Origin of the sequence: Streptomyces yaizuensis, from assembly GCF_034961445.1 — a bacterium.
In the GTDB taxonomy this organism is placed as follows: domain Bacteria; phylum Actinomycetota; class Actinomycetes; order Streptomycetales; family Streptomycetaceae; genus Streptomyces; species Streptomyces yaizuensis.
On sequence record NZ_BSBI01000003.1, the window covers coordinates 598,247 to 624,614 of the forward strand.

23 protein-coding genes and 1 riboswitch are annotated in these 26,368 nt (G+C 72.5%); of the genes, 11 read left to right on the forward strand and 12 right to left on the reverse strand.

The features are described from left to right. Positions 1-117: 117 nt before the first annotated feature. Positions 118-2,529, reverse strand: coding sequence for an eCIS core domain-containing protein (locus tag SYYSPA8_RS10840; protein ID WP_323446823.1), 2,412 nt, complete (start codon positions 2,527-2,529; stop codon positions 118-120). Between the two features lie 566 nt (positions 2,530-3,095). On the opposite strand from SYYSPA8_RS10840, the gene SYYSPA8_RS10845 reads away from it, so the two are divergent. Next, positions 3,096-3,884 (forward strand): polysaccharide deacetylase family protein, encoded by a 789-nt coding sequence (locus SYYSPA8_RS10845; protein ID WP_323446824.1) that lies wholly within the window; start codon positions 3,096-3,098, stop codon positions 3,882-3,884. 1 nt (position 3,885) lies between these two features. Further along, positions 3,886-5,178, forward strand: a complete 1,293-nt coding sequence (locus SYYSPA8_RS10850; RefSeq protein ID WP_323446825.1) for a YncE family protein — start codon at positions 3,886-3,888, stop codon at positions 5,176-5,178. A gap of 34 nt (positions 5,179-5,212) precedes the next feature. On the opposite strand, the gene SYYSPA8_RS10855 is transcribed toward SYYSPA8_RS10850, so the two are convergent. After that, complete coding sequence (locus SYYSPA8_RS10855) at positions 5,213-5,860, reverse strand: GNAT family N-acetyltransferase (protein ID WP_323446826.1); 648 nt, start codon at positions 5,858-5,860, stop codon at positions 5,213-5,215. A 113-nt stretch (positions 5,861-5,973) separates the two neighbouring features. On the opposite strand from SYYSPA8_RS10855, the gene SYYSPA8_RS10860 reads away from it, so the two are divergent. The 3 genes from SYYSPA8_RS10860 to SYYSPA8_RS10870 all read left to right on the forward strand — a co-directional run bounded on the left by SYYSPA8_RS10860 (position 5,974) and on the right by SYYSPA8_RS10870 (position 7,500). After that, entirely contained in the window at positions 5,974-6,195 is a 222-nt protein-coding gene (locus tag SYYSPA8_RS10860; RefSeq protein WP_323446827.1) for an EF-hand domain-containing protein, read from the forward strand. Between the two features lie 124 nt (positions 6,196-6,319). After that, positions 6,320-7,297, forward strand: coding sequence for a CopD family protein (locus SYYSPA8_RS10865; protein WP_407705962.1), 978 nt, complete (start codon positions 6,320-6,322; stop codon positions 7,295-7,297). Between the two features lie 65 nt (positions 7,298-7,362). Then, a complete protein-coding gene (locus SYYSPA8_RS10870; protein ID WP_323446829.1) occupies positions 7,363-7,500 on the forward strand; it encodes a hypothetical protein in 138 nt (45 codons plus the stop codon). 3 nt (positions 7,501-7,503) lie between these two features. Here SYYSPA8_RS10870 and SYYSPA8_RS10875 read toward each other — a convergent pair whose 3' ends face one another. Continuing rightward, positions 7,504-8,685: a serine hydrolase domain-containing protein gene (locus tag SYYSPA8_RS10875; RefSeq protein WP_323446830.1), complete on the reverse strand. Its 1,182-nt coding sequence runs from the start codon at positions 8,683-8,685 to the stop codon at positions 7,504-7,506. A 203-nt stretch (positions 8,686-8,888) separates the two neighbouring features. Continuing rightward, on the reverse strand, positions 8,889-9,872 hold the full coding sequence (locus SYYSPA8_RS10880) for a GlxA family transcriptional regulator (RefSeq protein ID WP_407705976.1): 984 nt from the start codon (positions 9,870-9,872) through the stop codon (positions 8,889-8,891). A gap of 150 nt (positions 9,873-10,022) precedes the next feature. Between SYYSPA8_RS10880 and SYYSPA8_RS10885 the strand changes: the two genes are divergently transcribed. Continuing rightward, positions 10,023-10,937, forward strand: a complete 915-nt coding sequence (locus SYYSPA8_RS10885) for an NAD(P)-dependent oxidoreductase (protein ID WP_323446832.1) — start codon at positions 10,023-10,025, stop codon at positions 10,935-10,937. Positions 10,938-10,950: 13 nt separating this feature from the next. Here the strand turns inward: SYYSPA8_RS10885 and SYYSPA8_RS10890 are convergent, their stop codons facing one another. Then, positions 10,951-11,373 (reverse strand): hypothetical protein, encoded by a 423-nt coding sequence (locus SYYSPA8_RS10890; RefSeq protein WP_323446833.1) that lies wholly within the window; start codon positions 11,371-11,373, stop codon positions 10,951-10,953. 172 nt (positions 11,374-11,545) lie between these two features. Next, entirely contained in the window at positions 11,546-14,134 is a 2,589-nt protein-coding gene (locus SYYSPA8_RS10895) for an SdrD B-like domain-containing protein (RefSeq protein ID WP_323446834.1), read from the reverse strand. 293 nt (positions 14,135-14,427) lie between these two features. Here SYYSPA8_RS10895 and SYYSPA8_RS10900 point away from each other — a divergent pair, with 293 nt between their 5' ends. Continuing rightward, positions 14,428-15,228, forward strand: coding sequence for a hypothetical protein (locus SYYSPA8_RS10900; RefSeq protein ID WP_323446835.1), 801 nt, complete (start codon positions 14,428-14,430; stop codon positions 15,226-15,228). Positions 15,229-15,235: 7 nt separating this feature from the next. Here the strand turns inward: SYYSPA8_RS10900 and SYYSPA8_RS10905 are convergent, their stop codons facing one another. Next, positions 15,236-16,582: a right-handed parallel beta-helix repeat-containing protein gene (locus SYYSPA8_RS10905; RefSeq protein WP_323446836.1), complete on the reverse strand. Its 1,347-nt coding sequence runs from the start codon at positions 16,580-16,582 to the stop codon at positions 15,236-15,238. Positions 16,583-16,690: 108 nt separating this feature from the next. Here SYYSPA8_RS10905 and SYYSPA8_RS10910 point away from each other — a divergent pair, with 108 nt between their 5' ends. Next, complete coding sequence (locus tag SYYSPA8_RS10910) at positions 16,691-17,869, forward strand: Dyp-type peroxidase (protein ID WP_323446837.1); 1,179 nt, start codon at positions 16,691-16,693, stop codon at positions 17,867-17,869. A gap of 45 nt (positions 17,870-17,914) precedes the next feature. Here the strand turns inward: SYYSPA8_RS10910 and SYYSPA8_RS10915 are convergent, their stop codons facing one another. From SYYSPA8_RS10915 to gcvT, 5 genes are all read right to left on the reverse strand, one after another. Beyond that, the gene (locus SYYSPA8_RS10915) at positions 17,915-18,307 is read right to left on the reverse strand and encodes a type II toxin-antitoxin system VapC family toxin (protein ID WP_323446838.1); all 393 of its coding nucleotides are present in this window, start codon (positions 18,305-18,307) and stop codon (positions 17,915-17,917) included. A gap of 207 nt (positions 18,308-18,514) precedes the next feature. Then, complete coding sequence (locus SYYSPA8_RS10920; protein ID WP_323446839.1) at positions 18,515-19,882, reverse strand: L-serine ammonia-lyase; 1,368 nt, start codon at positions 19,880-19,882, stop codon at positions 18,515-18,517. 285 nt (positions 19,883-20,167) lie between these two features. Continuing rightward, a complete protein-coding gene (glyA, locus tag SYYSPA8_RS10925) occupies positions 20,168-21,427 on the reverse strand; it encodes a serine hydroxymethyltransferase (RefSeq protein WP_323446840.1) in 1,260 nt (419 codons plus the stop codon). 70 nt (positions 21,428-21,497) lie between these two features. Then, positions 21,498-21,875, reverse strand: coding sequence for a glycine cleavage system protein GcvH (gene gcvH, locus SYYSPA8_RS10930; RefSeq protein ID WP_323446841.1), 378 nt, complete (start codon positions 21,873-21,875; stop codon positions 21,498-21,500). A 143-nt stretch (positions 21,876-22,018) separates the two neighbouring features. Beyond that, complete coding sequence (gene gcvT / locus SYYSPA8_RS10935) at positions 22,019-23,134, reverse strand: glycine cleavage system aminomethyltransferase GcvT (protein WP_323446842.1); 1,116 nt, start codon at positions 23,132-23,134, stop codon at positions 22,019-22,021. 161 nt (positions 23,135-23,295) lie between these two features. After that, positions 23,296-23,391, reverse strand: a riboswitch (glycine riboswitch). Between the two features lie 244 nt (positions 23,392-23,635). Between gcvT and SYYSPA8_RS10940 the strand changes: the two genes are divergently transcribed. The 3 genes from SYYSPA8_RS10940 (at position 23,636) to SYYSPA8_RS10950 (ending at position 26,208) form a co-directional block, all read left to right on the forward strand. Then, positions 23,636-24,358: an AAA family ATPase gene (locus SYYSPA8_RS10940; protein WP_323446843.1), complete on the forward strand. Its 723-nt coding sequence runs from the start codon at positions 23,636-23,638 to the stop codon at positions 24,356-24,358. Between the two features lie 56 nt (positions 24,359-24,414). Beyond that, positions 24,415-25,182 (forward strand): enhanced serine sensitivity protein SseB, encoded by a 768-nt coding sequence (locus tag SYYSPA8_RS10945; RefSeq protein WP_323446844.1) that lies wholly within the window; start codon positions 24,415-24,417, stop codon positions 25,180-25,182. 225 nt (positions 25,183-25,407) lie between these two features. Then, positions 25,408-26,208, forward strand: a complete 801-nt coding sequence (locus tag SYYSPA8_RS10950) for an enhanced serine sensitivity protein SseB C-terminal domain-containing protein (RefSeq protein WP_323446845.1) — start codon at positions 25,408-25,410, stop codon at positions 26,206-26,208. Positions 26,209-26,368: the final 160 nt, after the last annotated feature.

Consider the following 26,368-nt stretch of genomic DNA (forward strand, 5'->3'; position numbering starts at 1 on the left):
GAGCGGGAACAGGCCCGAGTTGTCTTCCCGTTCCCCCTGGATGGGCCACGCAGTGGCTGAGCGTCTTTCCACTCTGCACGGAGCCCACGTAGGGCTTTGGAAAACGATGCTGGGCGGCTACGCGGTCGTCGGCAGACCCCTCTTCTCCCTGTCCTCCTTCTCCGCCTCCCGCAGTGCCGCGATCCTCTCGCGGATCACCTTCTTCTTTTCATCGCCCAGCAGCTCGCTCTTGTCGAGTTCGGCGCTGCTGCGCGGGTCCAGCGGGTGGGAGGAGTGCCGGAAGTTGTCGGCTGTCGCGAGGGTGCCTCCGTCGCCGCGTTCCTCGGCGAAGAAGTGCGCGATCGCGTCACGGAGCATCGTTTGGTCCTGCTCCCCGAAGGGGCCCGCCCACGCGCCGTCGGTGACCTCCTGGTCGTTCGCCCTTTCCTGGCCGAGGAAGGCCCGCCCGTACTGCGAACCGAAGACCGCTTCCAGTTTCCCGCCGCGCTCCCAGCCCTTGGAGGGGTACTTCGTCGCGTCCGTCTCGTTGTCCTTCCCGTCGGCGTTCCTGTTCCTGGCCTGGTTCGGGGAGATGTCGATCGACAGGGTCTTGATCCCGGCGAAGGTGAACTGGTCGGTGACGCCGCTGCGCATGCCGACCGCGCCGACGATGGTGAACTTCTCATTGAGGTAGTGCAGCAGTGCCAGCTCGGAGCGGCGGCCCGTCATCCCGGGCCACGCCCAGTACTTGTGCAGGTGCGGCCCGTCGGCGGGGATCGGTCCCGGAATGTCGCCGATGAGGACGGGCTGCGCGCCCCCGAGATCGGGGTGCGTCCTGATCATGTCCTGGAGCTGGGTCAGACCCTCCCGGCCGGTGTCGAGCGCGGGGGCGTTCCCCTCCCCGGTGTGGCCGCTGTCCCGGTAGTTCACGATGACGTACCGGACGCCTGTCCTGAATTTGCTCAGCGGGTGGTCGGATGTCGCGTGGGCGGCGTCGAAAGCCTGCTTGGTGACCTCGTCCGGAGCGGCGTACTCGCGGTAGAAGTCCTGCATCCCCGCCGCGTCACCCCCTTCACCGACCCAGGCGCGCCGCTGCTCCAGCATGCCGTCCTTGAAGTCGTCGGTGGATCTGGTCTCGCCGCTGTGCCCGATCTTGAGGTTCCTCGGGCTCTCCTTGGTGTAGAAGACCCGGTCGGGCAGGTCCTTGTGGAGTTGGTACATGTGCTGGGCCTTGCGGTCGACGGCGCGCTTCTCCGCAGGGCGGTTGGCCTGGGTCGCGGCGATCTCCGTGGCGATTTCCGCGTCCGTCTCCGCTTTGAGGTTGTCCCTGTAGACGGCCTCGGGCGAGGTTTTCATGGCCGCCTTGATCCGGCGTTTCTTTTCTTCTTCGCGCCACTTCGCGACGTGGGCCTCGGCATCGGCGGCGGCAGGATCATGATCAGGAGGGAAGGATGTGCCGACTGCATCTCCGATAGCGGCCTTCATCTGGTTGAACGCAGTCGCCCTCGCGGTGGACGCGGCGACCTTGTCCGGGGATTTCTCCTCCGCCTTCCTCCTGTTCGTCACGGATTCGGTGATCCGCTTTCTGTCGGCCTTCGGGTCGAAGTCGTCCAGCAGTCCGTACATGAGGAGCCTGAGGTCCGGGTTGACGATCAGGGCGGCCCGGACGTGGTACATGTCGCCGGAGTGCTTCGCGTTGACGACGAGAGTGTTCTCGGCCGTCAGTCCTTTGGCCTTCGCCTCCGCAGCGCTGCTGATCCTGATGCCGAACATCGGGGCGGCCGGGACCACCGCCGCCTGCGTGGGCGCCGCGGAGGACGAAGACGTCGTCTCCGCCGGTTCCGCCGGCACCCGCTGAACGGAGGGCCGCGTGCCCCCGGTCGCGCGCTGGACGGGCTGCGCGGCAGCCTGCGCCGCCGGAGCCGCGCCCGACAGCGCGCGCCGGGCGTTCGCCTCGGCCTCCCGCTCGAAGCGGTCCGAGGGATCGGAGACGCGCAGACCGGAGCCGTTGTCCGTGCCGGACACCGGGCCCCGACGCTGCTGGATGACGTGCGTCAGCTCATGCGCGAGGGTGTGGCGGTCGCCGCCGCCGTCGCCGATGACGATGTGATGGCCGGAGGTGTACGCGCGGGCGCCGACCTCGGCGGCGGAGGCGCGGGCGGCGCTGTCGTCGTGCACGCGCACGTCGGAGAAGTCGGCGCCGAGCCGGGACTCCATGTCGGCACGGGTGTCGTCGTCGAGGGGGCTCCCGGGGCTGCGCAGAACGCCGTGGACGGCGGAACGCTGTACGGGGGCGGGCGCGGCCTCAGGGCTCTGTGCGTGGCCGCACCCGGCGCCGTGCCGGTGCCGGGACTCCTCGATCATCCGGGAGACGGCGGTGTTGCCGATCGTGCGCTGGAGGGCGAGGACGGTCTGCGGGGACATGCCGCCGACCCCCGTGAAAGGCCCGGTCGCAGGGGGGACCGTGGTGGAGCGGGAGGGGACGTCACGGCGTGCGCCCGCCTCGGCCGCCGTCGCGGCCGACGGCTTCGGTCCGTCCTTGGCGCGCATGGGAATCCTCCTGGAGGGCGCGGTACGGGTACGTTCCTCGTACGTTCCTCCCTGTCTACTCGGCGGGGTCGCCGGGGCACAACGGACGCCGGGGCAGCTTCCGATGGGCGGTCGGGCAACGCGGGTTCGGGTCCGGGAGGCGCAGGAGGCGGGGAGTGTCCGGCAGCGCGAGCCGCGTCCGCAACGCCACCCCCGGACGCGCGGAAGCCCCCGGGGGGTCGAGGATGTCGACGCGGCGGGGGCTTCCGGGGCGCGATGTGGAGTAAAGGGGGTGTCTCCACGGTCGCTGACAACGACCTGGCCCGGGTCGAGGGGGGTCGTGCCATCGACTATGGCAGACGGGGGCCTCGCGTCCAAAATTCTCTATTCGGTAATAAGTGGCTAAAAGCGACAGACGGCTCAAGAATCTCAGGTGATCTGGCCCACCCGCCTCACATTTCGCGCCTGAAGTTCGCTTCGAGTGAATGTTTCCTTGATCTGTACGCTTCAGACCGCCGCGACCCGTACATCCCGGCAAACGGGGCAATCATCATTTTTTGTGCTCTTTGCTCCTAGGGTCGGTGCCCGTGACCCCGATCGACCGCCGCCGGGCCCTGCGCACAGGTGCGGGTGCCGCCGCCACAGCCCTGGCCCTGGGCTGCGGCGGCCCCGGGCCCACCCCCGGCGGGCCGCCGCCGCGGACGCCCCCGTCCGGGCCGCCCTCCCCCCGTCCGGCCGCCGCCCGGCCCGCGCCGGCCCCCCGGCGCTTCCCCGGCCGGCCGGGCCAGATCACCCACGGCCCCCGCGACCGCGACCGGGTCGCCCTCACCTTCCACGGCGGCGGCGACCCGGCCACCGCCCGCGCGATCCTCGCCGAGGCCGAACGGGCCGGGGCCCGGATCACCGTCCTCGCCGTGGGGGAGTGGCTGGACGAGCACCCCGCGCTCGCCCGCCGGATCCTCGACGGCGGCCACGACCTCGGCAACCACACCCAGCACCACCGCACCCTCACCGAACTCCCCGACGCCGGGGTCCTGGCCGAGATCACCGCCTGCGCCGAGCGGCTGCGCCGGCTCACCGGCTCCATCGGCACCTGGTTCCGGCCCTCCCGCACCCACATCGCCACCCCGTCGCTCGTCCGGCTCGCCCAGCGGGCCGGCTATCCGCACACCCTCGCGTACGACCTCGACTCCCTCGACTTCACCTCGCCCGGGGCCACGGCCGTGATCCGTACCGTCACCGGGCAGATCCGGCGCGGATCGGTGGTGAGCCTGCACTTCGGCTACGCGGACACGGTCGCCGCGATGCCCGCCCTGCTCGACGATCTCCACCGCCGCGGACTGCGCGCGGTGACCACCACGGAGCTGCTGAGCTGATATGCCTACCGCGAATCCCCTCAGGATCCCCCGGCCCTCCCGCCTCTCCCGGTCCACGCGGCCGCCGACCCGGCCCGCCCGGTTCCTCCGGCCCGCCGGCCCCGCCCGGACGGGGGCCGTCCGGTGCGCCGGAACGCTCGCCGCCGGAGCGCTGATCGCCCTGGTCACCGGCTGCGGCCTGGACAGCGGACCGGAGTCCGCCCGCGAGGGCGCCGCCGCCCGCACCACGGCCGCCGCCCCGCCGCCGAAGCCCACACCGCCGGCCGGACTGCCCGGAATGCCGCCGGTGCTCGACCCGAAGGACATCTACGCCGCCGACCGGCCCGGCCGGCTCTCCCCGGTGGTCCAGAACTTCCCCTCCCGGGTCTACGTCCCCAACACCAACTCCAACACCGTCACCGTCATCGACCCCAAGACCTACGAGATCGTCGACACCATCTCCGTCGGCATCCAGCCGCAGCACGTCGTCCCGTCCTGGGACCTCAAGACCCTGTGGGTCAACAACAACCGGGGCCACACCCTCACCCCCATCGACCCGGCGACCGGCAAGGCGGGCCGCTCCGTCGAGGTGCACGACCCGTACAACCTCTACTTCACCCCCAACGGCAAGTACGCCGTCGTCATGGCCTCCCTCGACCGCGAACTCGTCTTCCGCGACCCGCGCACCATGGACCGGGTGAAGACCGTCCCCGTGACCTGCTTCGGCGTCAATCACGCGGACTTCTCCGCCGACGGCCGCTACTTCATCGTCTCCTGCGAGTTCTCCGGCGAACTCCTCAAGGTCGACACCGAACGCATGGAGGTCGTCGGCCAGCAGAAACTGCCCTTCGAGGGCGCCATGCCGCAGGACGTGAAGCTCTCCCCGGACGGGAAGACCTTCTATGTCGCGGACATGATGGCCCACGGGGTCTGGGTGCTCGACGGGGCGAAGTTCACCACCCCCCGGCTGCTGCCCACCGGCGAGGGCGCCCACGGCCTCTACATCAGCCGGGACTCCCGCGAGATGTACATCCCCAACCGGGGCGAGGGCTCCATCTCCGTCTTCGACTTCCCCCGGAACAAACTCACCAAGAAGTGGTGGCTCCCCGAGGGCGGCAGCCCCGACATGGGCGGGGTCTCCGCCGACGGCAAGGTGCTCTGGCTCTCCGGGCGCTACGACGAGGAGGTGTACGCCATCGACACCAGGACCGGGAAACAGCTCGCCCGGATCCCCGTCGGCAGCGGCCCGCACGGACTGGCCGTCTATCCCCAGCCGGGCCGCTACTCCCTGGGGCACACGGGCGTTTTCCGCTGAACCCCGCCCACCACGACCCGGCTCGGAAAGGGGCTCAGGAGGGCCGTACCAGCGAGAACAGCGCCTCCGACGCGACCGGACGGAACCCCGCCGCCTGGAACGTCCGCACACTGCGGGCGTTCCCCGGCGCCTGCTGCGCCCACACCCGCCCGTCCGGCACCAGCTGCCGGGCCGCGCGGGCCAGCGCCCGCCCCAGCCCCTGACCTCCGTACCCCTCGTCCACCTCGATCGCGCACTCCCAGCGGCCCGCGAGCCCCCGGCCGAGGATCAGCGTCCCGCCGTCGGCGGCCCACACCCGTACCCCGTCGCGGTAGACCCTCGCCCGCCGCACCCGCGGATGGTCCGGATCCTCGATCTCCCGCAGGGGCACGTCGGGACGGCCCGGCAGCGCGTGAGCCACCGTCAGCAGATCGACGGTGCTCATCCAGCGGCCGGTACGGGCGAGCATGCCCGCCAGGAAGACCGGGTTCATCGCGGCGGCCGGCGGGTCCGACGGGGTCGCGGCCAGCAGCTCCCGTATCCACGCCGGATCCTCGTCCGAGAAGACCACCGAGTGGCCGGTGAACGCGAGGACGCCCGCGTCCCGGGCGGCCGGTTGCCCGATCACCGTGACCCCGCCGTCCGGTGGCGGGAACTCGCCCCGCGCCGCCGCCGTGAGGAACCGTTCCAACGCATCGCTCATGCCCCCATCGTCGCCGACCGCCCCAGGGAACCGGGACAGCGGCCCGAGCGGATAATCTGACCCCGTCAGCCGTGCGGTCCGTGCACGGTCACGCACCAAGGAGGGGCTCAGCAGTGGTGTCCAAGGACGAGGCGCGCAAGGCGTTCGACCGGTACGACCTCGACGGCGACGGCGAGATCACGGCCGCCGAGTACAAGAGCGTGATGGCGCAGCTCGGCGACTTCAACGTGACCGAGACGGTGGCCGCGGCCATCATCAGGAACAAGGACGCCAACGGGGACGGCCGGCTCACCTTCGACGAGTTCTGGGACGCGATCGACCGGAACCAGGGCTGATCCAGGGCTGAACCAGGGCCGACCCCAGGGGCCCCCGGCCCGTCGCCGGGGGCGCTCCGGCGGGCCGGGGCGCGTACGGGCCGCCCGAGTTGCCATGTATGCGACCTCAGGTGACGATCATGAAATGACCAGCCCCGGAGCCCTGGCCCCCGGGCGGGCCGCCCGTCGCCGCGCGGCCCGCAGGACCGCGCGGCGCACCGCCGCCCTGGTCCTCGCCGGTCTGCTCGGCGCGCTCGCCGTGGCCCTGCTCGCGGGGCCACTGGCCGCCCGGGGCACCGGCGAGCTGCGGGTGCCCGCCGCCGGGACCACCACCGTGCTGCGGACGGTGGTCTTCGCCGCGCTCGCCGTCCACATCGGCGAACTCGCGGGCCGCCGCGTCGCCGGGGACGGCCCCCGCCCCCGTGACTGGTCGCTGTACGCGGCACTCGCCGGAGCCGCCGGGGCCGCCGGCCAGATCGTCGTGCACGCGTCGGTCAGCGACATCGACCTCGCCACCGCCTACGGCACCCGCGACGGCCGGCTGCTGCTCCTCATGGCGAACGGTTTCCTCGCCGCCGCGGCCTGCGTCAGGCTGCGCCGCCCCCGCCTCGCCGCGCTGCCGCTGCTGCTGATCGTCGGGGCGGAGGCGGTGCGCGCCCACCCCGAGCAGTACACCCCGCTCATCGGCACCCTGCTCACCCTCCTGCACCTGCCCGCCGCCGCCCTGTGGACCGGTGGACTCCTGCACGCCCTGCGGGTGATGGGGCTGCGGCGCGGCGACCGGGCCGGCGCGCTCGCGGTGCTCCGCCGGTACGCCCGTACCGCGCTCTGGCCCCTGGCGGTGCTCGCCCTCACCGGCACCGCCTCCACCCTGCGCAAACTCCCGCCCGACGTGGTGCTCGGATCGGCGTACGGGCGGCTCCTGCTCGTCAAGACGGCCCTGGTCGGGGTGGTCTGCGCGCTGGCCCTCGCGGCCCGGCACCGGATGCGGCGGGGGCGGCTCGACGCCCAGCTGCCGGCCCGGGTGGAGCTGGGTTTCCTGGTGGCGGTGACGGTGGTCTCGGCGGTCCTGACGGTGGTTCCCGACCCGCACTGGGTGAGCACCCGGCTCGGCATCCGCTGAGCCGCCCCGTACCGCGTTACGATCGCCGGGATCTGTACTTCTGTACCGAAAAGTGAGGATCGGTCATGAGCGAGTACGAGGAGTACCCCACCCCGTCGCAGGCCGAGGGCGAGAGCGACGAACCGGTCGAGGAGCAGCACCCCGACGTACCCCGGACCACGCCCTCGCAGGCGGAGGGGGACAACGACATCGACCAGCCCTGAAGGTCAGCCGCCCGGCGACGGCGACTTCGACGGGGGGCCCGGCTGCGGCAGGTCGTAGACGTGGCCCGGGCTCACGATCTCGGTGATCGCCTCACCGACGAGCGTGCTGGGCTCCTGCTGCCCGTGCCCGGTGTCCGTGTTCACCAGGACGACCATCGTCGCCCGCTGCTCGCACAGGTACAGCGTCAGGGCCTCGTACCCGGGCAGTGAGCCGTTGTGCCCGACCCAGCCGCGCACCATGAAGATGCCCAGGCCGTATCCCACGTCCGGGACGGTGGTCGGGTGGAGCGTCAGCCGCTCCCGCTGGGTCCGGTCGCTCACCAGACCGTGCCCGGTCGCCAGGAGCGGGGCCCAGCGCCGCAGATCCGCCAGGTCGGAGATCATCGCCCCGGCCGCCCAGCCCCAGGACGGGTTCCAGTCGGTCGCGTTCTCCTCCCGCCCGTCGGCGGTCTGGTCGGTGTAGCCCTGGGCGTGCGGAGCGGGGAACTCCGCGCCGGTGGGGAAGGACGTCCGGGTCAGCTCGTGCGGGGTCAGGATGTGCTGCTGGACATAGCGGTCCAGATCCGTCCCGCTGACCCGCTCCACGACCAGGCCCACCAGGATCAGATTGGTGTTGGAGTACTCGAAGCGCGCGTCCGGCTCGAATCGCACCGGGTGCCTGAAGGAGTAGTCCAGCAGCTCCCGCGGCGTGAAGGGCCGCTCCGGATCCGTGGTCAGGGCCTTGAAGAAGTCCTCGTCCTCGGAGTAGTTGAAGAGCCCGCTGCGCATGCCGGCCAGGTCCCGCAGGGTGATCCGGTCGCCGTTCGGCACCCCGGCCACGTACCGGCCGACGGTGTCGTCCAGCGCCACCCTGCCCTCGTCCACCAGCTTCAGCAGGGCGGTGACCGTGAAGGTCTTGGTCACGCTGCCGATCCGCATGTTCAGATCCGTGGCCATGGGGGCGCCGGTGGCCTTGTCGGCCGTGCCGAACGCCCGCACGTAGTCGCCCTTGCCGGGGGCCCGCACTCCGGCGATCACCCCGGGCAGCTCCGCCTCGTCCATCACCTTCCGGATCGCCCGGTCCAGCCGGCCGGCGGTCGCCTCGTCCAGCTCCGCGAAGCCGTCCGCCGGGGGTGAGGCCCCGGACCGGCAGGTGAAGGCGGTGGGGCCCGGCGACGGCTCCGCCGCCGCGCCCTCCGTCGCCATCGGTCCCAGGAGCGTCCCCGTGGCCGCCGCGGCCACCCACAGCCTGCCCAGTCCGCGCAGCCTGCCCCGACGTCCCGATGAGCACCCCATGGCAGCTCTCCCGTCGTCCGAGGACGAGACTCCCGACCAGGCTAGGCCCGTCCGGGTGAGGCCGCACGGCGGCGGACCCGGCCCCGGCCCCGGCTCCTCGACGGGGCCGGTGGTCAGGCCGTACGGGAGAAGGACCGCCGGTAGTCGCTCGGTGCCACCCCGACCTGCTTGACGAAGTGGTGGCGCAGATTGTTCGCCGTCCCCAGGCCGCTCAGCTCGCCGATCCTCTCCACCGGCAGATCCGTCGACTCCAGCAGCGCCTGGGCCCGCCCCAGGCGCTGATTGAGGAGCCACTGGAGCGGAGTGGTCCCGGTGGCCCGCTGGAGCCTGCGGTAGAAGGTCCGCGGGCTCATCGCGGCCCGCCGCGCCAGATCCGCGACGGTCAGCGGCCGGTCCAGATGGGCCCGCGCCCAGTCCAGCACCGGCCCGAGCCCTTCGTCGTCGGTGACCGGCACGGACAGGTCCACGAACTGCGCCTGGCCGCCGTGGCGGTGGGCGGGCACCACCATCCGGCGGGCCAGCTGATTGGCGACGTGCGCGCCGAGGTCGCGGCGGACCAGATGGAGACAGAGGTCCAGCCCGGCGGTGAGTCCGGCGCTGGTGAGCACATCGCCCTCGTCCACGTACAGCACCGAGTCGTCCACGCGCACCTTCGGATAACGCGCGGCCAACTGGCCGGTGTGCATCCAGTGGGCCGTGGCCCGCCGGCCGTCGAGCAGCCCCGCTTCGGCGAGCGCGAACGCCCCGGTGCAGAGGGAGACCATCCGGGCGCCCGCGTCATGGGCGTCGCGCAGGGCGCCGATCAGCCGCGGCGGCAGCGGACTGCCGTCCTCCACGCAGGCGTCGGGCACCGAGGGCACGATCACCGTGTCCGCGCCGGCCAGCCCGTCCAGCCCGTACCCGGTCCGCAGCGCGAGCCGGGCGACGGCGGGCGCGTCCTCGCCGGGCTCCTCGCCGGGCTCCTCGCCGGTCGAGCACAGCCGCAGGTCGTACCAGGGGTCGTGGATGTCGGGCTGCCGCTTGCCGAAGACGGTGCACGGAATGCTCAACTCGTAGAGGTCCCAGGAGGGAAGGGAGATCTCCCCTGCCACGACCACGGCGACGGTTCCAGCGCTCATACCCCGAAGCCTATGGCAGGAATTTGGTGAGCACCGTCATCCCGGTCACTTCTCCGGGCGGTCGTGCGCTGAGAGCGTGGTGCTACGTGATCAACCGCCATCCGGCGGACCCGACCGAGGAGTTGTGCCATGAACGCCGCCCCGCAGACCGCCGCCGTGCAGACCGCTGCCCCGCAGGCCGTCACCGTCATCGGACTGGGCTCGATGGGCTCGGCGCTGGCCGCCGCGCTGCTGGAGCGCGGCCACCCGACCACCGTGTGGAACCGCTCCCCGGACAAGGCCCGGCCCCTGGTCGACCGGGGCGCCCGCCTCGCCGCGACCCCCGAGGAGGCCGTCGCCGCCAGCCCGCTGACCATCGCCTGCGTCCTGGACTACGACGCACTGCGCACGATCCTCGACCCCGCCGGCCCCGCGCTCGCGGGCAGGACCCTGGTCAATCTGACCTCCGGCTCCCCGGAGCAGGCCCACGCGGCCCTGGCCTGGGCCGGGGCCCTGGGCGCCGACTACCTCGACGGGGCGATCATGACCACGCCGCCCGGGGTGGGCACCGGACAGATGATGTTCCTCTACAGCGGCAGCCTTGCGACCCTCGACGCCCACCGCCCCGCCCTGGAGGCCCTCGGCGAGCCCGTCTACCTGGGCACCGACCCGGGCCTGGCCTCCCTCTACGATTCCGCCCTGCTCGGCCTGATGTGGTCCACCCTCACCGGCTGGCTCCACGGCGCCGCCCTGACCGGCGCGGACGGTGTCAAGGCCACCGACTTCACCCCGCTCGCGATCCGCTGGCTGAGCGCCGTGACCGGCTTCATGACCACCTACGCGTCCCAGGTGGACGCCGGCCACTACCCGGGCGACGACGCCACGGTCGACGTCCAGATCGCGACCATCGACCACCTCCTGCACGCGGCGGCCGGCCGGGGCGTCGACAACGCCCTGCCCGAGCTGCTGAAGTCCACGATGGAACGGGCGAAGGCGCTCGGCCACGGCTCCGACAGCTACGCGAGCGTCATCGAGGCCCTGCGCAAGCCGGCGGGCGACGCCTGACCGTTCCGGCGGATCAGCCGACGACCTCGCACTCCCGCGCGTGTGTGTCCGGCTCACAGGAGCAACAGGTGTAGTCGGCGCAGGTGACACAGATCCGCATGTTCTCGGCCCGGTAGCCGTCCCCGCAGCCGGGGCAGCTCAACCGGGCCCTGAGCGCCCTGTCCCACCCCGGCTCACCACCGTTGACCGAGAGACAGGCGGCGGCGTAGTCGGCGGCGTACCCGCCGACCCCGGACGGGAGCGCCCCGGCCCTGGCGAGCAGCCAGCACCGCAGCAGGAAGTACGCCTTGCCGGTCACCAGCCACCTCCCGTCCCGGCTGTCCGCGTCCCACCACTCCGCGACACGGGCGACGCGCTCCTCCACGGGAAGCCCGTGATCGAGGACGACTCCGTTTCCGTACTGGCCGATGCGTCCGGGTGCGGGTGGCTGCTCCATGGCGGACAGCGTAGGCGGGGCCTGTCGTGCCCGGGGCGCTTCGGCCGGAACGGATCCGGGTACGGGGCCGGGCGCGGATCGTGCGCGGTGCCGCCCGGACAACAGGCCGACGGGCCGGTGCGGTGCACCGGCCCGTCGGGTTTTTCCTGATCCTTCCTGGTGTTCGGGGGTGTCAGTGGCGCCTCGCGCGTCGCTGACGGGTGACGAAGACCACGGTCGCACCCGCGCCGAGCAGCGCGGCGGCGAGGGCGGCGGCGCCTCCCAGGCCGGCCATGCCGGTCTGGCCGAGGGAGCCCCCGGGTGTCCGTCCGGGCGGTGTCGGGGTGTTGGGTCCCGGGCCCGTCGGCTGCGGCGGGGACGGCGACCCGGGCGGTGTCGGTGTCGGGGACGGTGACGCGGAGTCCGTCGGGGTCGGTGTCGGGGACGGCGACGGGGAGTCCGTCGGCGTCGGTGTCGGCGTAGGAGTCGGAGTCGGCGACACCGGCTCCGGGATGTGCACACCGGCGTCGATCGTGTGATCGACCCCTCCTGCGGTGGCCGGCGCGGTGACCGGGGCGTACCCGTTGCAGAGCCGGCCGTCCGTCGGCGGGGTCACGTTGGAGTCGTGCACCCGGTCGTCAGCGACGCGCGGCAGGGTGAACCGCAGGTCGGTGGCGGCCGGCTGGCCCGGCACCTTGCTGGTGTCCGCCGTGCACACGTCGAACTGGACGGTGTACTCGGCGCCCGGTGTCAGCTCGTAGTCCGCGCCGACCCCGCCGAAGTAGTACTCGCCGGCGGCGTCGGTCGTGGTCGTGGCGACCTGCTTGCCGTCGGCGTCCAGGAGGTTGATCGTCGCACCCGGCAGCAGCACGTGCCCCGGGTCCTGGACGCCGTTGCGGTCGCCGTCGTACCACACCACGTTGCCGATCTGGATCGGTGCGTTGGCCGCCGCGTACGCGATGTCGCCGAGGCCGCCGGCCTTGCCGAACCCGTTCTGGTTCGGACCGACGAACTCGTACGCGTTGTTCACCGGGTCGTTGCCGGGGCCGAGGCCGGTGGCGACGTCGTAGTAGCCGGTTCCGTTGGTGATGACCCGGCCGGTCGGGTCCATCTGCGTGGTGACGACCCACTGCTGCTGCTTGATGTAGGCGACCGACCCCAGGGAGGACTCCTGGTGCGGTCCGGGCGAGGTCGCGGAGCCGCCGTTCGGGAAGAAGTCCCCGGGGAAGTACTCCACGACGGTGCCGGGCTGGGCGCCGTCGAGGGTCGGGTCCGTGGCGTGGTCGGCGCAGTTTCCGGTGCCTTCCCACTCGAACCCGCCGGTGGGCGTGGCGCAGGCCATGTTGACGTCGCCGCCGGACATACCGTTCTGCGGGGTGTCCCTGCCCGGCCTCGGGTCCAGCCCGCCCCAGCTCACGACATCCATGAACCGGTCGCGGAAGCCGAGGACCAGCGAGCCGTCGCGGGTGAAGGCCATACTGGCCAGCGCCGGCTGCGGGTTGATCATGGCGCCGCTCACCGTGAAGGAGTCCCAGTCCTCCAGGGCGGTGTTCCAGGGGTTCCAGTGGTTGACCTGGTCGCGGCCGGAGTTGGTGGTGAAGACGCTGCCGCGCTCGGCGGTCAGCTGCTGGGTGAGCACGGTGGTGAACCGGTTGCCGTCATAGGTCGCGACGACGGCCTTGAGGTCCGCGCGTCGCTGGGTGCTCTCCGCGTTGCAGACTCCTCCGACGTACAGGGTGTTGTTGTGGGTGGCCAGGCCGAACGGGCGCCAGTCCTTGGGTGACGCGCACCCCGGGTCGGGGATCGGTACGGTCTCCTCGGGCGCCGCGGCCGTGGTCCCGGTCGCGTCGAAGCTGACCAGGCTGCGGGTGAGCAGATTCACCGCGTACAGGGTGGAGCCGTCCTCCGACAGGGTCAGGCCGCCGATGCTCTCCTTGCCCGGTACGTCGACGAACCCTGCGTCCTTGATCAGGTTGCCGGTGTCGTGGGCCGTCCTCGTGGCGTCCGGCACCTTGGCGAAGAGCTTCGTGGCGCCGCCGTTCGCGGGCACGGTGTAGATCGCGTCGCCGCCGCCGGGCCCGTACTCGGTGTACCGCCGGGCGAACGCCGCCTGGAACAGCCGGCCGCGGTACCTGTCGTAGGCCAGTCCGTAGGTGGTGCCCACCTGGTCCTGGGTGTTGAGCACCTCCGGGCACGGCTCCTGTTCGGGACAGTTGCCGCGGGCGCCCGTCCCGAACGCCACCAGGGCCCGGGTGTCCGTCCCGCCGGGGCCGGCCTTGGCGCCGCTCTGGATCGGGACGAAGTAGCGGGAGTCGGGCAGCGCGTAGTCGGCCGGGTTCCAGACCCCGGTGGTCACCGAGTCGTTCTGGCCGTCCGAGACGTCCACGAACGACGTGAAGCTGTCGAAGTGGTTCGGCGCGGTCGATGCGGGCGCCGCCCGCAGATAGTCGCTGTAGGGCTCCGGGACGGTGACATCGACCCGGTACCGGCCGCCGGTCAGCTCGCTCGACGGCGGCACGACGACCCTCCCGGTGACGTCCGTGACACCGGTGACACTCCGGCCCGCGGGGTCGGTGACCTCGACCCGCATGCCCCGCTGAGGCACATCCATGGTCGCGTTGATCACACCGGTGCCGAAGAAGTCCCGCAGTACCTCGACGGTCAGGGTGCCGTCCGGGGCCGCGGCCCCGGCCTGCCCGGCGCCGGTCAGGACCGTACCCACACCGCCGCCTACCAGCAGCAGACAGGACAGCCCCAGCCGCACGGGAACTCGTAATCGCATATCGCTCCTTTATCTCGCCCCAAGCTCACGCCAATCCGACAACTCCCGCGCAGAGAATACAGTTGACGAGCCGTCACGTCCGGCGATCGCGGAGTTCGGGGGTGTCCGGGCGAGAGCTGTTACGATCCCGCCGCGTGCGGAGCATGTGGAGCAGTGGAGCGCGGGACGGCAAGGCGCGGAGCACCGGCGCGCGGGACAAGGGCGGCAAGCGGCGCCCTGAGGGACGCGAGGCTCGTCGCCGGTGGTCGCGATTACGGTGGGCGGCGGGCGCAGCCGTCGGCATCGCGGCTGCCGTGACCAGTGCCGTCGTCCTGCTCGGCGACGGCGGTGATGACGTCTCCTCGCGGGCGCTGACCGGGGACGAGGTGAACCGGCTGTCGGTCACGCGATTCCTCAACTACCAGGCGGGGGGCCGGTCGGTGACGATCACCGTGCCGAACATCGGCGGCGGGCTGGTCATCACCGGATCCGTCGACTACCGCACGCACACCGGTTACGGGGTGGTGCGCGGGAGCGGGCGCGACGCGTCCAGCGACGGGCTGATCCGGTGGACGGCCACCACGGTCCTCGTCCACCCCATGGAGAACCCCCCGGCGGCCGCACCGGCGTCGCCGCCCGCGTCCGGCTGGTACAGCCGTCCGCTGCGGACATCCGGCATGACCCTGGACAGTGCGCTGGCCATCGTGCTCGACCTCGGCAGCGACCGGCCGGACAACGCCGCGCTGCTGGCGCAGAACGGCGCCGCCTGGGTCGGGCGGGAGCGGGTGCGCGGCCACCGGACGGACATCATGATCGGCCCGCGTGCCGAGGCCGAGGCCGGGGCCGATGCCGGTGCGGGTCCCGATGCCCGTCCCAGTGCCCGTCCCAGTGACAGTGTCAGTGCCGGTCCCCGTGCCGGCGCAGGTTCCCGTGGCGGTCCCGGCGCCGGTACGTCACGGACGGTGCGCTACTGGATCGGCCCGGACGGCACCATGCACCGGGTGGAGACCGGTATCGCCTCCGCCCCGCGGCCGGTGGTCTTCGACTTCGGCACCCGGCCGTACGTCCCCGTCCAGCCGCTCCCGAAAGCCACCCCGTCGCCGCCGCTGCCGTAGCCGCCGCTCAGGAGGTCCGCACCCGCGCGCCGTCGGCGAGCAGCGACGGCGCCGGGAGCGCGATGTCCGCGACGGCCGGCAGCGCCGGAGTGTCCGGCACGACGGTGGCGCCGACCGTGCCGGCCCCCGGGAACTCCGGCTGGGCGGCGGGCGCGACCACCTCGGTGAAGGGGATGCCCGCGGGTGCCGCCGGGCCCCGCCAGCTGCCGGAGGGCGTGGGCGACGTGGCGGGGACCGGGCAGGACGCGGTGGACGCGAGCCCCGCCGGCACGGTCGTCCGAAGCTCGTTGCCTTCCAGGCAGTTGCCCTGTCCCCGGGTGGCGGTGGGGAACGTCCAGCCGATGTCGACGCCGTTGGCGGTGAAGGTGTTGTCCGTGATCCGGTTGCGGTCCGCCGTCAGGTCGGCGGTCGCGGTGATCACGAGCCCGGCGTTGGTGTTGCCGGTGACCCGGTTGCGGACGATCCGGTTGTCGCTGCCGCCGTCGACGCCGATGCCGATGCCCCAGCCGCCGTCGGCCTGTTCGGGGGTCTTCCGCTGCTGGTTGTCCGCGATCAGGTTGCCCGCGATGACGGCGTCGCGCTGCGGGAGCAGCTTCTCCTGGTGGTCGGAGTTGGTGGTCAGCCCGACGCGGTTGCCGACCAGACGGTTGCCGACGACATACATGTCACCGCCGGCGTTGGTGCCCTCGTAACCGACCGCGTTGAGTTCGGAGACGTTGTCCCGCACCACGATCCGGCACGGCCTGCACTGACCGACGTAGATCCCCGAGTCCGCCCCGCCGGAGGTGTAGGAGCGTTCGATGACTCCGTTCCGCGCGGAGAACGCGTAGATGCCGTAGAGGCCGTTGCGGGTCGCCGTCACATGCGAGACCAGGAACGACTTCAGGAGGGTGACGGGTTCGTCGCCGGTGTCGTAGCCGCCGCTCCCCGGCAGTCCGGCGATGGCCGCCGCCGAACCGGTGACCAGCACGCCGTTGTGCGTGTTGTTCCGCACGGTCAGGTTCTCCACGGCCACCCCGGGCGCCGCCACGACCACACCGTTCGGCCGCCGTACCTGCCCGTCGATGACCACACCGGCCCGGGACTCGCCCCGCAGCGTGATGCGCTCCGTGTCGATCCGTACCGACTCGCGGTACACACCCGGAGCCACCAGTACCAGGTCACCGGGGCGGGCCAGGGACACCGCGTCCGAGATCGTCGGGGCGTCGGCGGGCACCCGGATCGTCACCCGTGAGCCGTCCGGCCGCCGGCCGTCGTCCGATCCGCCGCCGTCACTGTCGCCGTCGCCGCATCCGGTCACCAGCGTCAGTGCGCCCAGGGCAGCCGCCACCACGCGAAGAGCTAATCGAGACATGATCCCAGTCTGGCACGGCGCCGGGCCCTCGCGCCGGGATGTCGAACTCCCCGCCAAGGTGCGGAGGTTGGGCGGCGGAATCGGATCGGGTGTGGCACTGTACCCCTCATGCATCGCGCCGATCGTCCCCCGTCGCGCCGCGCGTTCCTCGATGTCACCGGCGCCACGGTGGCCGCCGGACTCCTCGCCGGGTGTTCCGAGGACTCCGCCCGGCCCGCCCGGCCGGTCCCTTCCGCGCCGGCCGCACCCGCGCCCGCGCCGGTCCCGGTGACGGGCCGGCACCAGGCGGGCGTGACGATTCCCCGGGTGGCCCAGCCCCACCTGCTGGCCCTGGTGGCCGACCTCGGCGCCAGGGTGGCCCCCGGCCCGTTGCTGGCCGAACTCGGCGAGGCCGTCCGCACCCTCACGGCCGGGTCCGACCCACGGCTGCTGGGCCTGTCCCCGGGCGATGTGACCGTGACCGTCGGCGTGGGCCCACGGCTGGTACGGGCGGCCGGCGCCGCTCTGCCCGGAGCCGCCCTGCCCGGCGCGGCCGACCTCCCGCGGTTCTCCCGCGAACGGATCGCCCCGCCGGCGCGCGGCGGTGATCTGCTGATACAGATCTGCGCCGGCGATCCCGTGCTCGTACCGGTCGTCGCCGACGCGCTCCTGGACCAGGCCGGCGACCGCGTCCGGGAGCGCTGGCGGCAGTACGGACGCCGGGGTACGGAGGTGCCCGTGGCCGAGGGCCGCTCCGCACCGCGCAACGTGCTCGGTTTCCTCGACGGCATCGTGGGCCCGCACACCACCGCCGAACAGGAACGCGACCTGTGGCTGGCCGGACCCCCCGCGGTCGCCGGCGGCACCCTGGCCGTACTGCGGCGCATGGAACTCGACCTGACGCGGTTCGCCGCCCTGTCCGTCGCCGAACAGGAGGCGGTCTTCGGGCGGCGCCGGGCCAGCGGCGTCCCCCTCTCCGGCGGCACCGTCGCCTCGGCCCCCGGCCTCGGCGCCAAGACGGCCGCCGGGCGCTATCTCGTCCCCGCCGACGCCCATGTGCGCAGGGCGAACCCCACGGTGGTCGGCGTCGGCCACATGCTCCGCCGCTCCTACAGCATCGACGATCCCGCCCCGGGTCTGCTCTTCATCAGCTTCCAGAACGACCTGCGGACCTTCACGGCCACGCTCGCCCGCATGGACACCTCCGACGCGCTGCTGCCCTTCACCACCACGACGGCCGGCGCGACCTTCCTGATCCTCCCCGGCTACGGCCCGAGGCGCCCGCTCGGCTCCGCGCTGTTCGGCTGATCCGTGAACGCCGCATACGGCCCTCCGTGGAGGGCATGTGCCGGGTCAGACCTTGATGACGCGGACGTCGGGGCGGCACAGCGCGAGGAGATCCTCGGGGTCCGACGCCAGTACGGTCACGGGGGCGGGCGAGGCGAGTGCGGTGGCGGCCACGATGGCGTCGAGGGCGTACCTGTGGCCGTGCAGGCCGGCAGCGGCGAGGAGCTTGCCGGCATCGCGGGCGATGGCTTCGGTGGGCGGGACGATGTTCACGCGGGAGACGACGTAGTCGAAGCGGGCCTGATCGACTCCGGGGTCGCGTGCTTCGACCAGTGTGACGGAGCTGGTGACCACGCGGATGTCCTCGGCCTCGGCCGCAGCCAACCACTCGGTGACTTCAGGGGAGCGCCGTACCAGTTTGGACAATCCCTCACAGTCCAGGACGAGCGTCCCGCTCACGCGGCGTCCGCCGAGCCGGCCACGTCACCGCGCAGGAACGCCCGCTTGGTTTCTACCGCTGCCTGGTCCACCGAACCGTGTTCGGCTTCGGCGTCTTCGCTGTTACCGCGTGATCGCCATCCGTGGCCGCCCCGTGCGGGCAGGGAAGGCCCCGACAGCGCCGAAAGACACAAAAGCGCTGGTCAGGGCCTACTCATCACGAGCGCGTCAGCACTCGATGATGTTCACCGCCAGCCCGCCCCGCGCCGTCTCCTTGTACTTCACCGACATGTCCGCGCCCGTCTCCTTCATGGTCTTGATGACCTTGTCGAGGGAGACGAGGTGGTTGCCGTCGCCGCGCATCGCCATGCGGGCCGCCGTGACGGCCTTGACCGCCGCCATGCCGTTCCGTTCGATGCAGGGGATCTGCACCAGGCCGCCGACCGGGTCGCAGGTGAGGCCGAGGTTGTGTTCCATGCCGATCTCGGCGGCGTTCTCGACCTGTTCCGGGGTGCCGCCCAGGACCTCCGCCAGGGCGCCCGCCGCCATGGAGCAGGCGGAGCCGACCTCGCCCTGGCAGCCGACCTCGGCGCCGGAGATCGAGGCGTTCTCCTTGAAGAGCATGCCGATCGCGCCCGCCGCGAGCAGGAAGCGGACCACGCCCTCGTCGTCGGCGCCGGGGACGAAGTTCATGTAGTAGTGCAGCACCGCCGGGATGATGCCGGCCGCGCCGTTGGTCGGCGCGGTCACGACCCGGCCGCCGGCCGCGTTCTCCTCGTTGACGGCCATGGCGTAGAGGGTGATCCACTCCATGGAGCGCGCCAGCGGGTCGCCCTCGGCGCGGAGCTGGCGGGCGGAGCCGGCGGCGCGGCGGCGGACGCGGAGGCCGCCGGGGAGGATGCCCTCGCGGGCGAGGCCGCGGGAGACGCAGGACTGCATGACCCGCCAGATGTCGAGGAGCCCGGTGCGGATCTCGTCCTCGGTGCGCCAGGCCTTCTCGTTCTCCAGCATCAGCGCGGAGATCGACAGACCGGTCTCGCGGGTGAGCCGGAGCAGCTCGTCACCGGTGCGGAAGGGGTACTTCAGTACGGTGTCGTCCAGCTTGATCCGGTCCTCGCCGACCGCGTCGTCGTCCACCACGAAACCGCCGCCGACGGAGTAGTACGTCTTCTCCAGCAGGAGCGCGCCGTCCGCGTCGAAGGCGGCCATGGTCATGCCGTTGGCGTGGTACGGCAGCGCCTTGCGCCGGTGCAGGACGAGGTCGCGGTCGAAGTCGAAGGGGATCTCGTGCATGCCGAGGATCTCGATCCGGCCGGATGTCCTGATCTGCTCGAACCGGGCGTCCGCGGTCTCGACGTCCACCGTGCGCGGGGAGTCGCCGGCGAGGCCCAGCAGGACCGCCTTGGGGGTGCCGTGGCCGTGGCCGGTGGCGCCCAGGGAGCCGAACAGCTCGGCCCGGGCGGTCGCGGTGTGCGCGAGCAGGCCCTCGTTCTTCAGCCGCCGGGCGAACATCCGGGCGGCGCGCATCGGGCCGACCGTATGGGAGCTGGAGGGGCCGATACCGATCGAGAAGAGGTCGAAGACCGAGATGGCCACGGAAACTCCTAGGGCTGGGTAGACGCCGTTGTCTGCCAGTGACGCGGGTGGCGCGGTGCGCCGGGTGCGAGGGCGGGCGTGCGGGTGGTGCGGTGGAACGGGTCGTGCGGTGGTACGGGGTGCGTGCCCCTGTGCTCATGGCACGGGCGGCGCGGCCGGGAGGGTCAGGGATGGCGGGTGAAAGGGGGCGGCAAGCGGCGGGGCACCGCGCCCACTGGGCCTTCCAGTGTGCGCGATGCCCCCTGGCCTCGTACAAACGTACGTGGTCGCTCCGCTAGGACCGCTTTACAGCCCCGGGTACAGCGGGTGCTTCGCCGCGAGTGCCGAGACCCGCTCACGGAGCGCCGCCGCGTCCCAGGTCGGCTTCAGCGTCTCGGCGATGATGTCCGCGACCTCGCGGAAGTCCTCGTCCGCGAAGCCGCGGGTGGCGAGCGCCGGGGTGCCGATCCGCAGGCCCGAGGTGACCATCGGGGGCCGGGGGTCGTTCGGGATGGCGTTGCGGTTGACGGTGATGCCCACCTCGTGGAGGCGGTCCTCGGCCTGCTGGCCGTCCAGCTCCGAGTCGCGCAGGTCGACCAGGACCAGGTGGACGTCGGTGCCGCCGGAGAGCACGGAGACGCCGTGCTCGCGGACGTCGTCGGCGACCAGGCGCTCGGCGAGGATCTTCGCGCCGGCCAGGGTGCGCTGCTGGCGCTCCTTGAACTCCTCGGAGGCCGCGACCTTGAAGGAGACGGCCTTCGCCGCGATCACGTGCTCCAGCGGGCCGCCCTGCTGCCCCGGGAAGACCGCGGAGTTGATCTTCTTGGCCAGTTCCTGGACCGAGAGGATCACACCGCCGCGCGGGCCGCCCAGCGTCTTGTGGGTGGTCGTGGTCACGACATGGGCGTGCGGCACCGGGTTGGGGTGCAGCCCGGCCGCCACCAGGCCCGCGAAGTGGGCCATGTCGACCATGAGGTAGGCGCCGACCTCGTCCGCGATCCGGCGGAAGGCGGCGAAGTCCAGCTGGCGCGGGTACGCGGACCAGCCGGCCACGATCAGCTTCGGCTTGGCCTCCTTGGCCAGCCGCTCGACCTCGGCCATGTCGACCTGGCCGGTGGCGTCGTCCACGTGGTAGGCGACCACGTTGTAGAGCTTGCCGGAGAAGTTGATCTTCATGCCGTGGGTCAGGTGCCCGCCGTGGGCGAGGTTCAGACCCATGATCGTGTCGCCGGGCTTCAGCAGGGCGAACATCGCCGCCGCGTTGGCCTGGGCGCCGGAGTGCGGCTGCACATTGGCGTGCTCGGCGCCGAACAGCTCCTTGATGCGGTCGATCGCGATCTGCTCGACCACGTCGACGTGCTCGCAGCCGCCGTAGTAGCGGCGGCCGGGGTAGCCCTCGGCGTACTTGTTGGTGAGCACCGAGCCCTGGGCCTCCATGACCGCCACCGGAGCGAAGTTCTCCGAGGCGATCATTTCCAGGGTGGACTGCTGACGGTGGAGTTCGGCGTCGACGGCGGCGGCGACGTCCGGGTCCAGCTCATGGAGAGGGGTGTTGAGAAGCGACATCTCGGGTCCCTGTCGTGATCGTCGTGGGCGGGGCGGGGGCCGCCGTGGTGGCGGCGGCCGGGGCGGTCGGTCAGCCCGCGGTGAAGGCCGCGTACTCGTCGGCCGTGAGCAGGTCCTCGGGGGTCTCGCTCACGCGGACCTTGAACAGCCAGCCGCCCTCGAAGGGGGCGCTGTTCACCAGCGACGGGTCGTCCACCACGTCCTGGTTGGCCTCGGTGACCTCGCCGGTGACGGGGGAGTAGAGGTCGCTGACCGACTTGGTCGACTCCAGTTCGCCGCAGGACTCGCCCGCGGTCACGGTGGCGCCCACGGCGGGAAGCTCGGCGTAGACGACATCACCGAGCGCGGCGGCCGCGAACTGGGTGATGCCGACCGTCGCGACGCCGTCGACGGCGTCCGACAGCCACTCGTGCTCCTTGCTGTAGCGCAGCTGCTGGGGGTTGCTCATGTCCTGAATTCTCCTGTACGCGGGAAGCGGGAAACGACGTGCTGGGGGTGGTACGGGGTGCCGCTGGTCACTTTCGCCGCCGCGGCGCCGGGCGCCGGGACGGCGTGCCGGGAACGAGGCACCGCGGCGGCCGCGGCCCGGGGTTACTTCTGGCGCTTGTAGAAGGGGAGCGCGACGACCTGGTACGGCTCGTGGCTGCCCCGGATGTCGACGCCCACGCCCTCGGTACCGGGGGCCGCGTGCGCCTGGTCGACGTAGGCCATGGCGATCGGCTTGCCGAGGGTCGGGGACGGGGCGCCCGAGGTGACCGTGCCGACGACGGTGCCGCCGGTCACCACCTCGTACCCGGAGCGGGGGACGCGCCGGCCCTCGGCGACCAGGCCGACCAGGACCCGCGGCGGGGCGGTCCGCGCCCGCTCGGCGGCCTCGGCCAGCGCCGCACGGCCGACGAAGTCGCCCTCCTTCTCGAACTTGACCACCCGGCCGAGGCCCGCGTCGAACGGGGTCAGGCCGGTGGTCAGCTCGTTCCCGTACAGCGGCATGCCCGCCTCCAGGCGCAGGGTGTCCCGGCAGGACAGCCCGCAGGGCACCAGACCGGCCTCGCGGCCCGCGTCGGTCAGCGCCCGCCACAGCTCCTCGGCGTGCCGGGGCTCGACGAAGAGTTCAAAGCCGTCCTCGCCGGTGTAGCCGGTACGGGCGATCAGCGCCGGCACCCCGGCGACGGTGCCGGGCAGGCCCGCGTAGTACTTCAGCCCGTCCAGGTCGGCGTCCGTGAGCGAGGCCAGGATGGCGGGGGAGGCGGGGCCCTGGATCGCGAGCAGCGCGTAGGCGTCCCGGTCGTCCCGGACCTCCGCGTCGAAACCGGCGGCCCGCTCGGTGAGGGCGTCCAGCACCGTCTGCGCGTTGGAGGCGTTGGCGACGACCATGTACTCGGTCGCGCCGAGGCGGTAGACGATCAGGTCGTCCAGGATCCCGCCGTCCTCCTGGCAGATCATGGTGTAGCGGGCGCGGCCGACCGCCACCGAGCCGATGTTCCCGACCAGGGCGTAGTCCAGGACGGCCGCCGCCTGCGGGCCGTGCACGGTGATCTCGCCCATGTGCGAGAGATCGAAGAGACCGGCCCGGGTGCGGACCGCGACGTGCTCGTCGCGCTCGCTGCCGTACCGCAGCGGCATGTCCCAGCCCGCGAAGTCGGTCATGGTCGCGCCCAGCGAACGATGCAGGGCGTCCAGTGCGGTCTGACGAGGGGCATTGCTCATGAATCGGACTCCCAGGACAAAGCGGGCGAGGACGATCCTCCCCATCTGTCATCGGAACCTGAGAGGTTCGTCACGACCGTACGTACGTACACACGTACCCCGGGGTCGCGACTTGCACCTTGGGTGGAGCCGCGCACGGCGGCCCGCTTTTCAGATCTGCCTCGTCGCACGCGGTACGGGGCCTGAGAGATTCAAGGGAGGAACTTGCTCCTTCGGCGCCCGGCACACCAGTACCGGGACTCTCCCGCGCGGATTCAAACGGCCGATATGCAGTTGGCGGGCACATCATTGCACGCATCCGGCCCGTATGGGGGTGCGCGCCCGCGCCCGGAATCGGCAGGGGCGTGATCCGGCGCACAGCGGGGCCCGCCGTACGCGCCGGACGCGGTTCCAGGGCAAATCGGTTGCGCCCCATTACCATTTCTTTACGCTTCTTGGGCAAGTGTGTGGTGAGCCGACAAGGCCGTGTCTCCACAGGACACGGTCTGGGGGGAGGGTGTGATGACGTCGCAGCACTCCAGCGCGTACGCCACGACCAGGGGGAGCACCGCGCGGGCGGTGGCGGCCGGTGTGCGCAGGATCCGCGCGGCGGGCGCCGACCCGGCAGCGGCCCCGGCAGCGGCCGGCCGTCTCCCACGCGACCTGCGCGGGCGCGCCCGGCACCCCCGCAGCCTGGTCTTCGCCGCCGGTGATCTGGTGGTCCTCTCCGGGCTGCCCGGCAGCGGCAAGTCCACCCTGATCCGCCGGGCCGCCCCCGGCCGGGGCGTCGACTCCCAGGACACCCGGGACCGCTGGGACGCCCGCGCGCCCGCCTTCCTGCCGTACGCGCTCTACCGCCCGCTCGTCCGCCTCGCCCACTACGCCGGGCTGCGGCGGGCCCTCCGCTCCGGCGAGAGCGTCGTCGTGCACGACTGCGGCACCCAGGCATGGGTACGGCGCTGGCTCGCCCGCGAGGCCCGGCGCCGGGGCACCGCGCTCCATCTGGTCCTCCTCGACGTCCCGCCGGAGCTGGCCCGGCGGGGCCAGCGCGAGCGCGGCCGGGGCGTCTCCGGATACGCCTTCGCCCGCCACCGCAGAGGGGTCGGCCGGCTGATCACCCAGGTCGAGACCGGACGGCCGCCCCAGGGCTGCGCCTCGGCCGTGCTCCTGGACCGCGACGCCGCCACCGCCCTCACCCTCCTCGGCTTCGAGCACGACTTCGAGCCCGGCCGTCCCGCCCACTAGGGTCGGGGGGTCACGCCGAGGGGACGACCGGCACGGCCGGGGGAGAGGGCAGCACCATGACCATTCCGGAACAGACCGGGCCGCACACCACCGCCTGGCCCGCGAACGAACTCGAAGAAGTCCTCTCCTCGTCCCTCGGCGACCCCGCCGCCGGCGCCCGCATCCTGGAGGTCCTGGGCCGCAGCCCCCTCTGGGTGCCCCTGCCCAACGGCGGCTCCACCGAGAGCCGGGACCTCGATCTGCCGACCGTGGAGATCGAGGGGGCCGCCTATGTCCCCCTCTTCACCTCCGAGCAGCAGTTCTTCGCCTGCGCCGGCCGTCATATGGCGTTCGCCGTGGCGCCCGCCCGCGAGGTCGCCCGCGGGCTGCCCCCGCAGCTCGGCATCGCCCTCAACCCAGGCGGGGTCGTCGGGGCACCGCTGCCCCCGCCCGCCGTCGCCGAGCTGTGCCGGGCCGGGCTCACCCCGCTGGACGGGACCGCCACCGGCGGCCGGGTCCGCATGTTCGAGCCGGACTGGCAGGACGATCCGGTGGACTTCCTCGCCGCCGCCGCCGAGGAGTTCCGGGGGACCGGCGTCGTCCGCAGCGCCCGCCGGATCCTCGCCTCCGTCGAGGGCGACGCGCCGTCCCTCTTCGTCGGCGTCCAGCTCTCCTCCTGGGAGGGCCCCGAGCGGACCGCCCCGCTGGACGCCCTCGGCCGCGCGCTGGGCCGGGTCCAGGTCGTCTGGCCGGTCCATCTCATCCTGCTCGACCTCGCCGCCGGCGACCCGGTGGCCGACGGGATGCTCGACCGGGTCCGCCCCTTCTACCAGGACGGGCACTGACCCCCACCGATACCGGGTACCGGTGCGTCTGCCGGTCCACGCGCCTGCCGCCGCCGGCGCGCGGACCCCGGCCGTGACACCACGGGCACACGGCACGACGGCACGGCCGCATGCCACCCCTCCGCCGCGCCCCGCCGATTAAGCTGGTCCGTGTTCGTCACGGACGGCCCTCCCACCGAGCCGGAGGCCGTGCCGAACACGGGCCAGGAGACGAAAGGACCCCAGGTGAGCGCGTCAGGCACCGCGGCGGCCGGCCAGGTCGAGCACATGCTGCGCCAGGTGACCCCCGGACGCTACGACGCGTACGAGGCACTGCTCGCGGCCCTCGCCGACCCCGCCCATGGCCGGCTCTGGATGCTCCTCTGGCACGGCACACCCGGCTCCCCCGACGCCCAGTACGGCGATGTACGGATCGACGGCTTCGGCTACGCCCCCTGCGTGACCTCGGACCGCGAGCTGGCGGGCTCCGGCTGGACCCGCGCCCACGAGGTCGTCACCGGCGTCGACATCGCCCGCACCCTCTTCCCCGAACGCTGGGGACTCTGGCTCAATCCGCATGCCTCCGGCGGCGGCGTCGGCATCCCCTGGACCGACCTCCGCCGCATCGCCACCGGCCTCGACCGGATGCCCGCGGGTCCGCTGCGGCTCTCCGAACCCTCCCTGGAGATCCCGCACTTCTACGCGCTGCTGACCCAGAACGCCCACCGGACCCCCGCCGTCCGCTCGCTCCGCCGGGCCTGGGTGCAGCCCGCCCTCGGCGCGCCCTATCTGGCCATCGGGCTGGATCTGTATGACACGGCCGGTCCGTCCGTGGACGCGGCGCGGGCCATGATGCAGCAGTCCATCGCGGCCGTCCCGGAAGGGCTGCCGGTCTCCACGGTCGCGATGTCGGACGAGTACGACCCCGTCGCGATGTGGCTGCGCGCCCGGGCCCGGCCGTTCTACGACCGTGAGGCGCACGGCGCCGGGGCCGGCGGCGGGGGCTACGGCTATCCGGCGCCCGGCTCGGCCGCCGACCACCGCTGAGGACCCCGTCGGCAATCGCCGGACCGTCGGCACGGGGTGCCCGGCCGGCCCGCACCACGGGGGTTCCGCAGGGACATCTCCGAACTGCGCTGTATGTCAAGGCTCTTAACCAGTCGATCCTTGATGTCCCGTATACGGGCGATTTATTGACCGTCCGGGT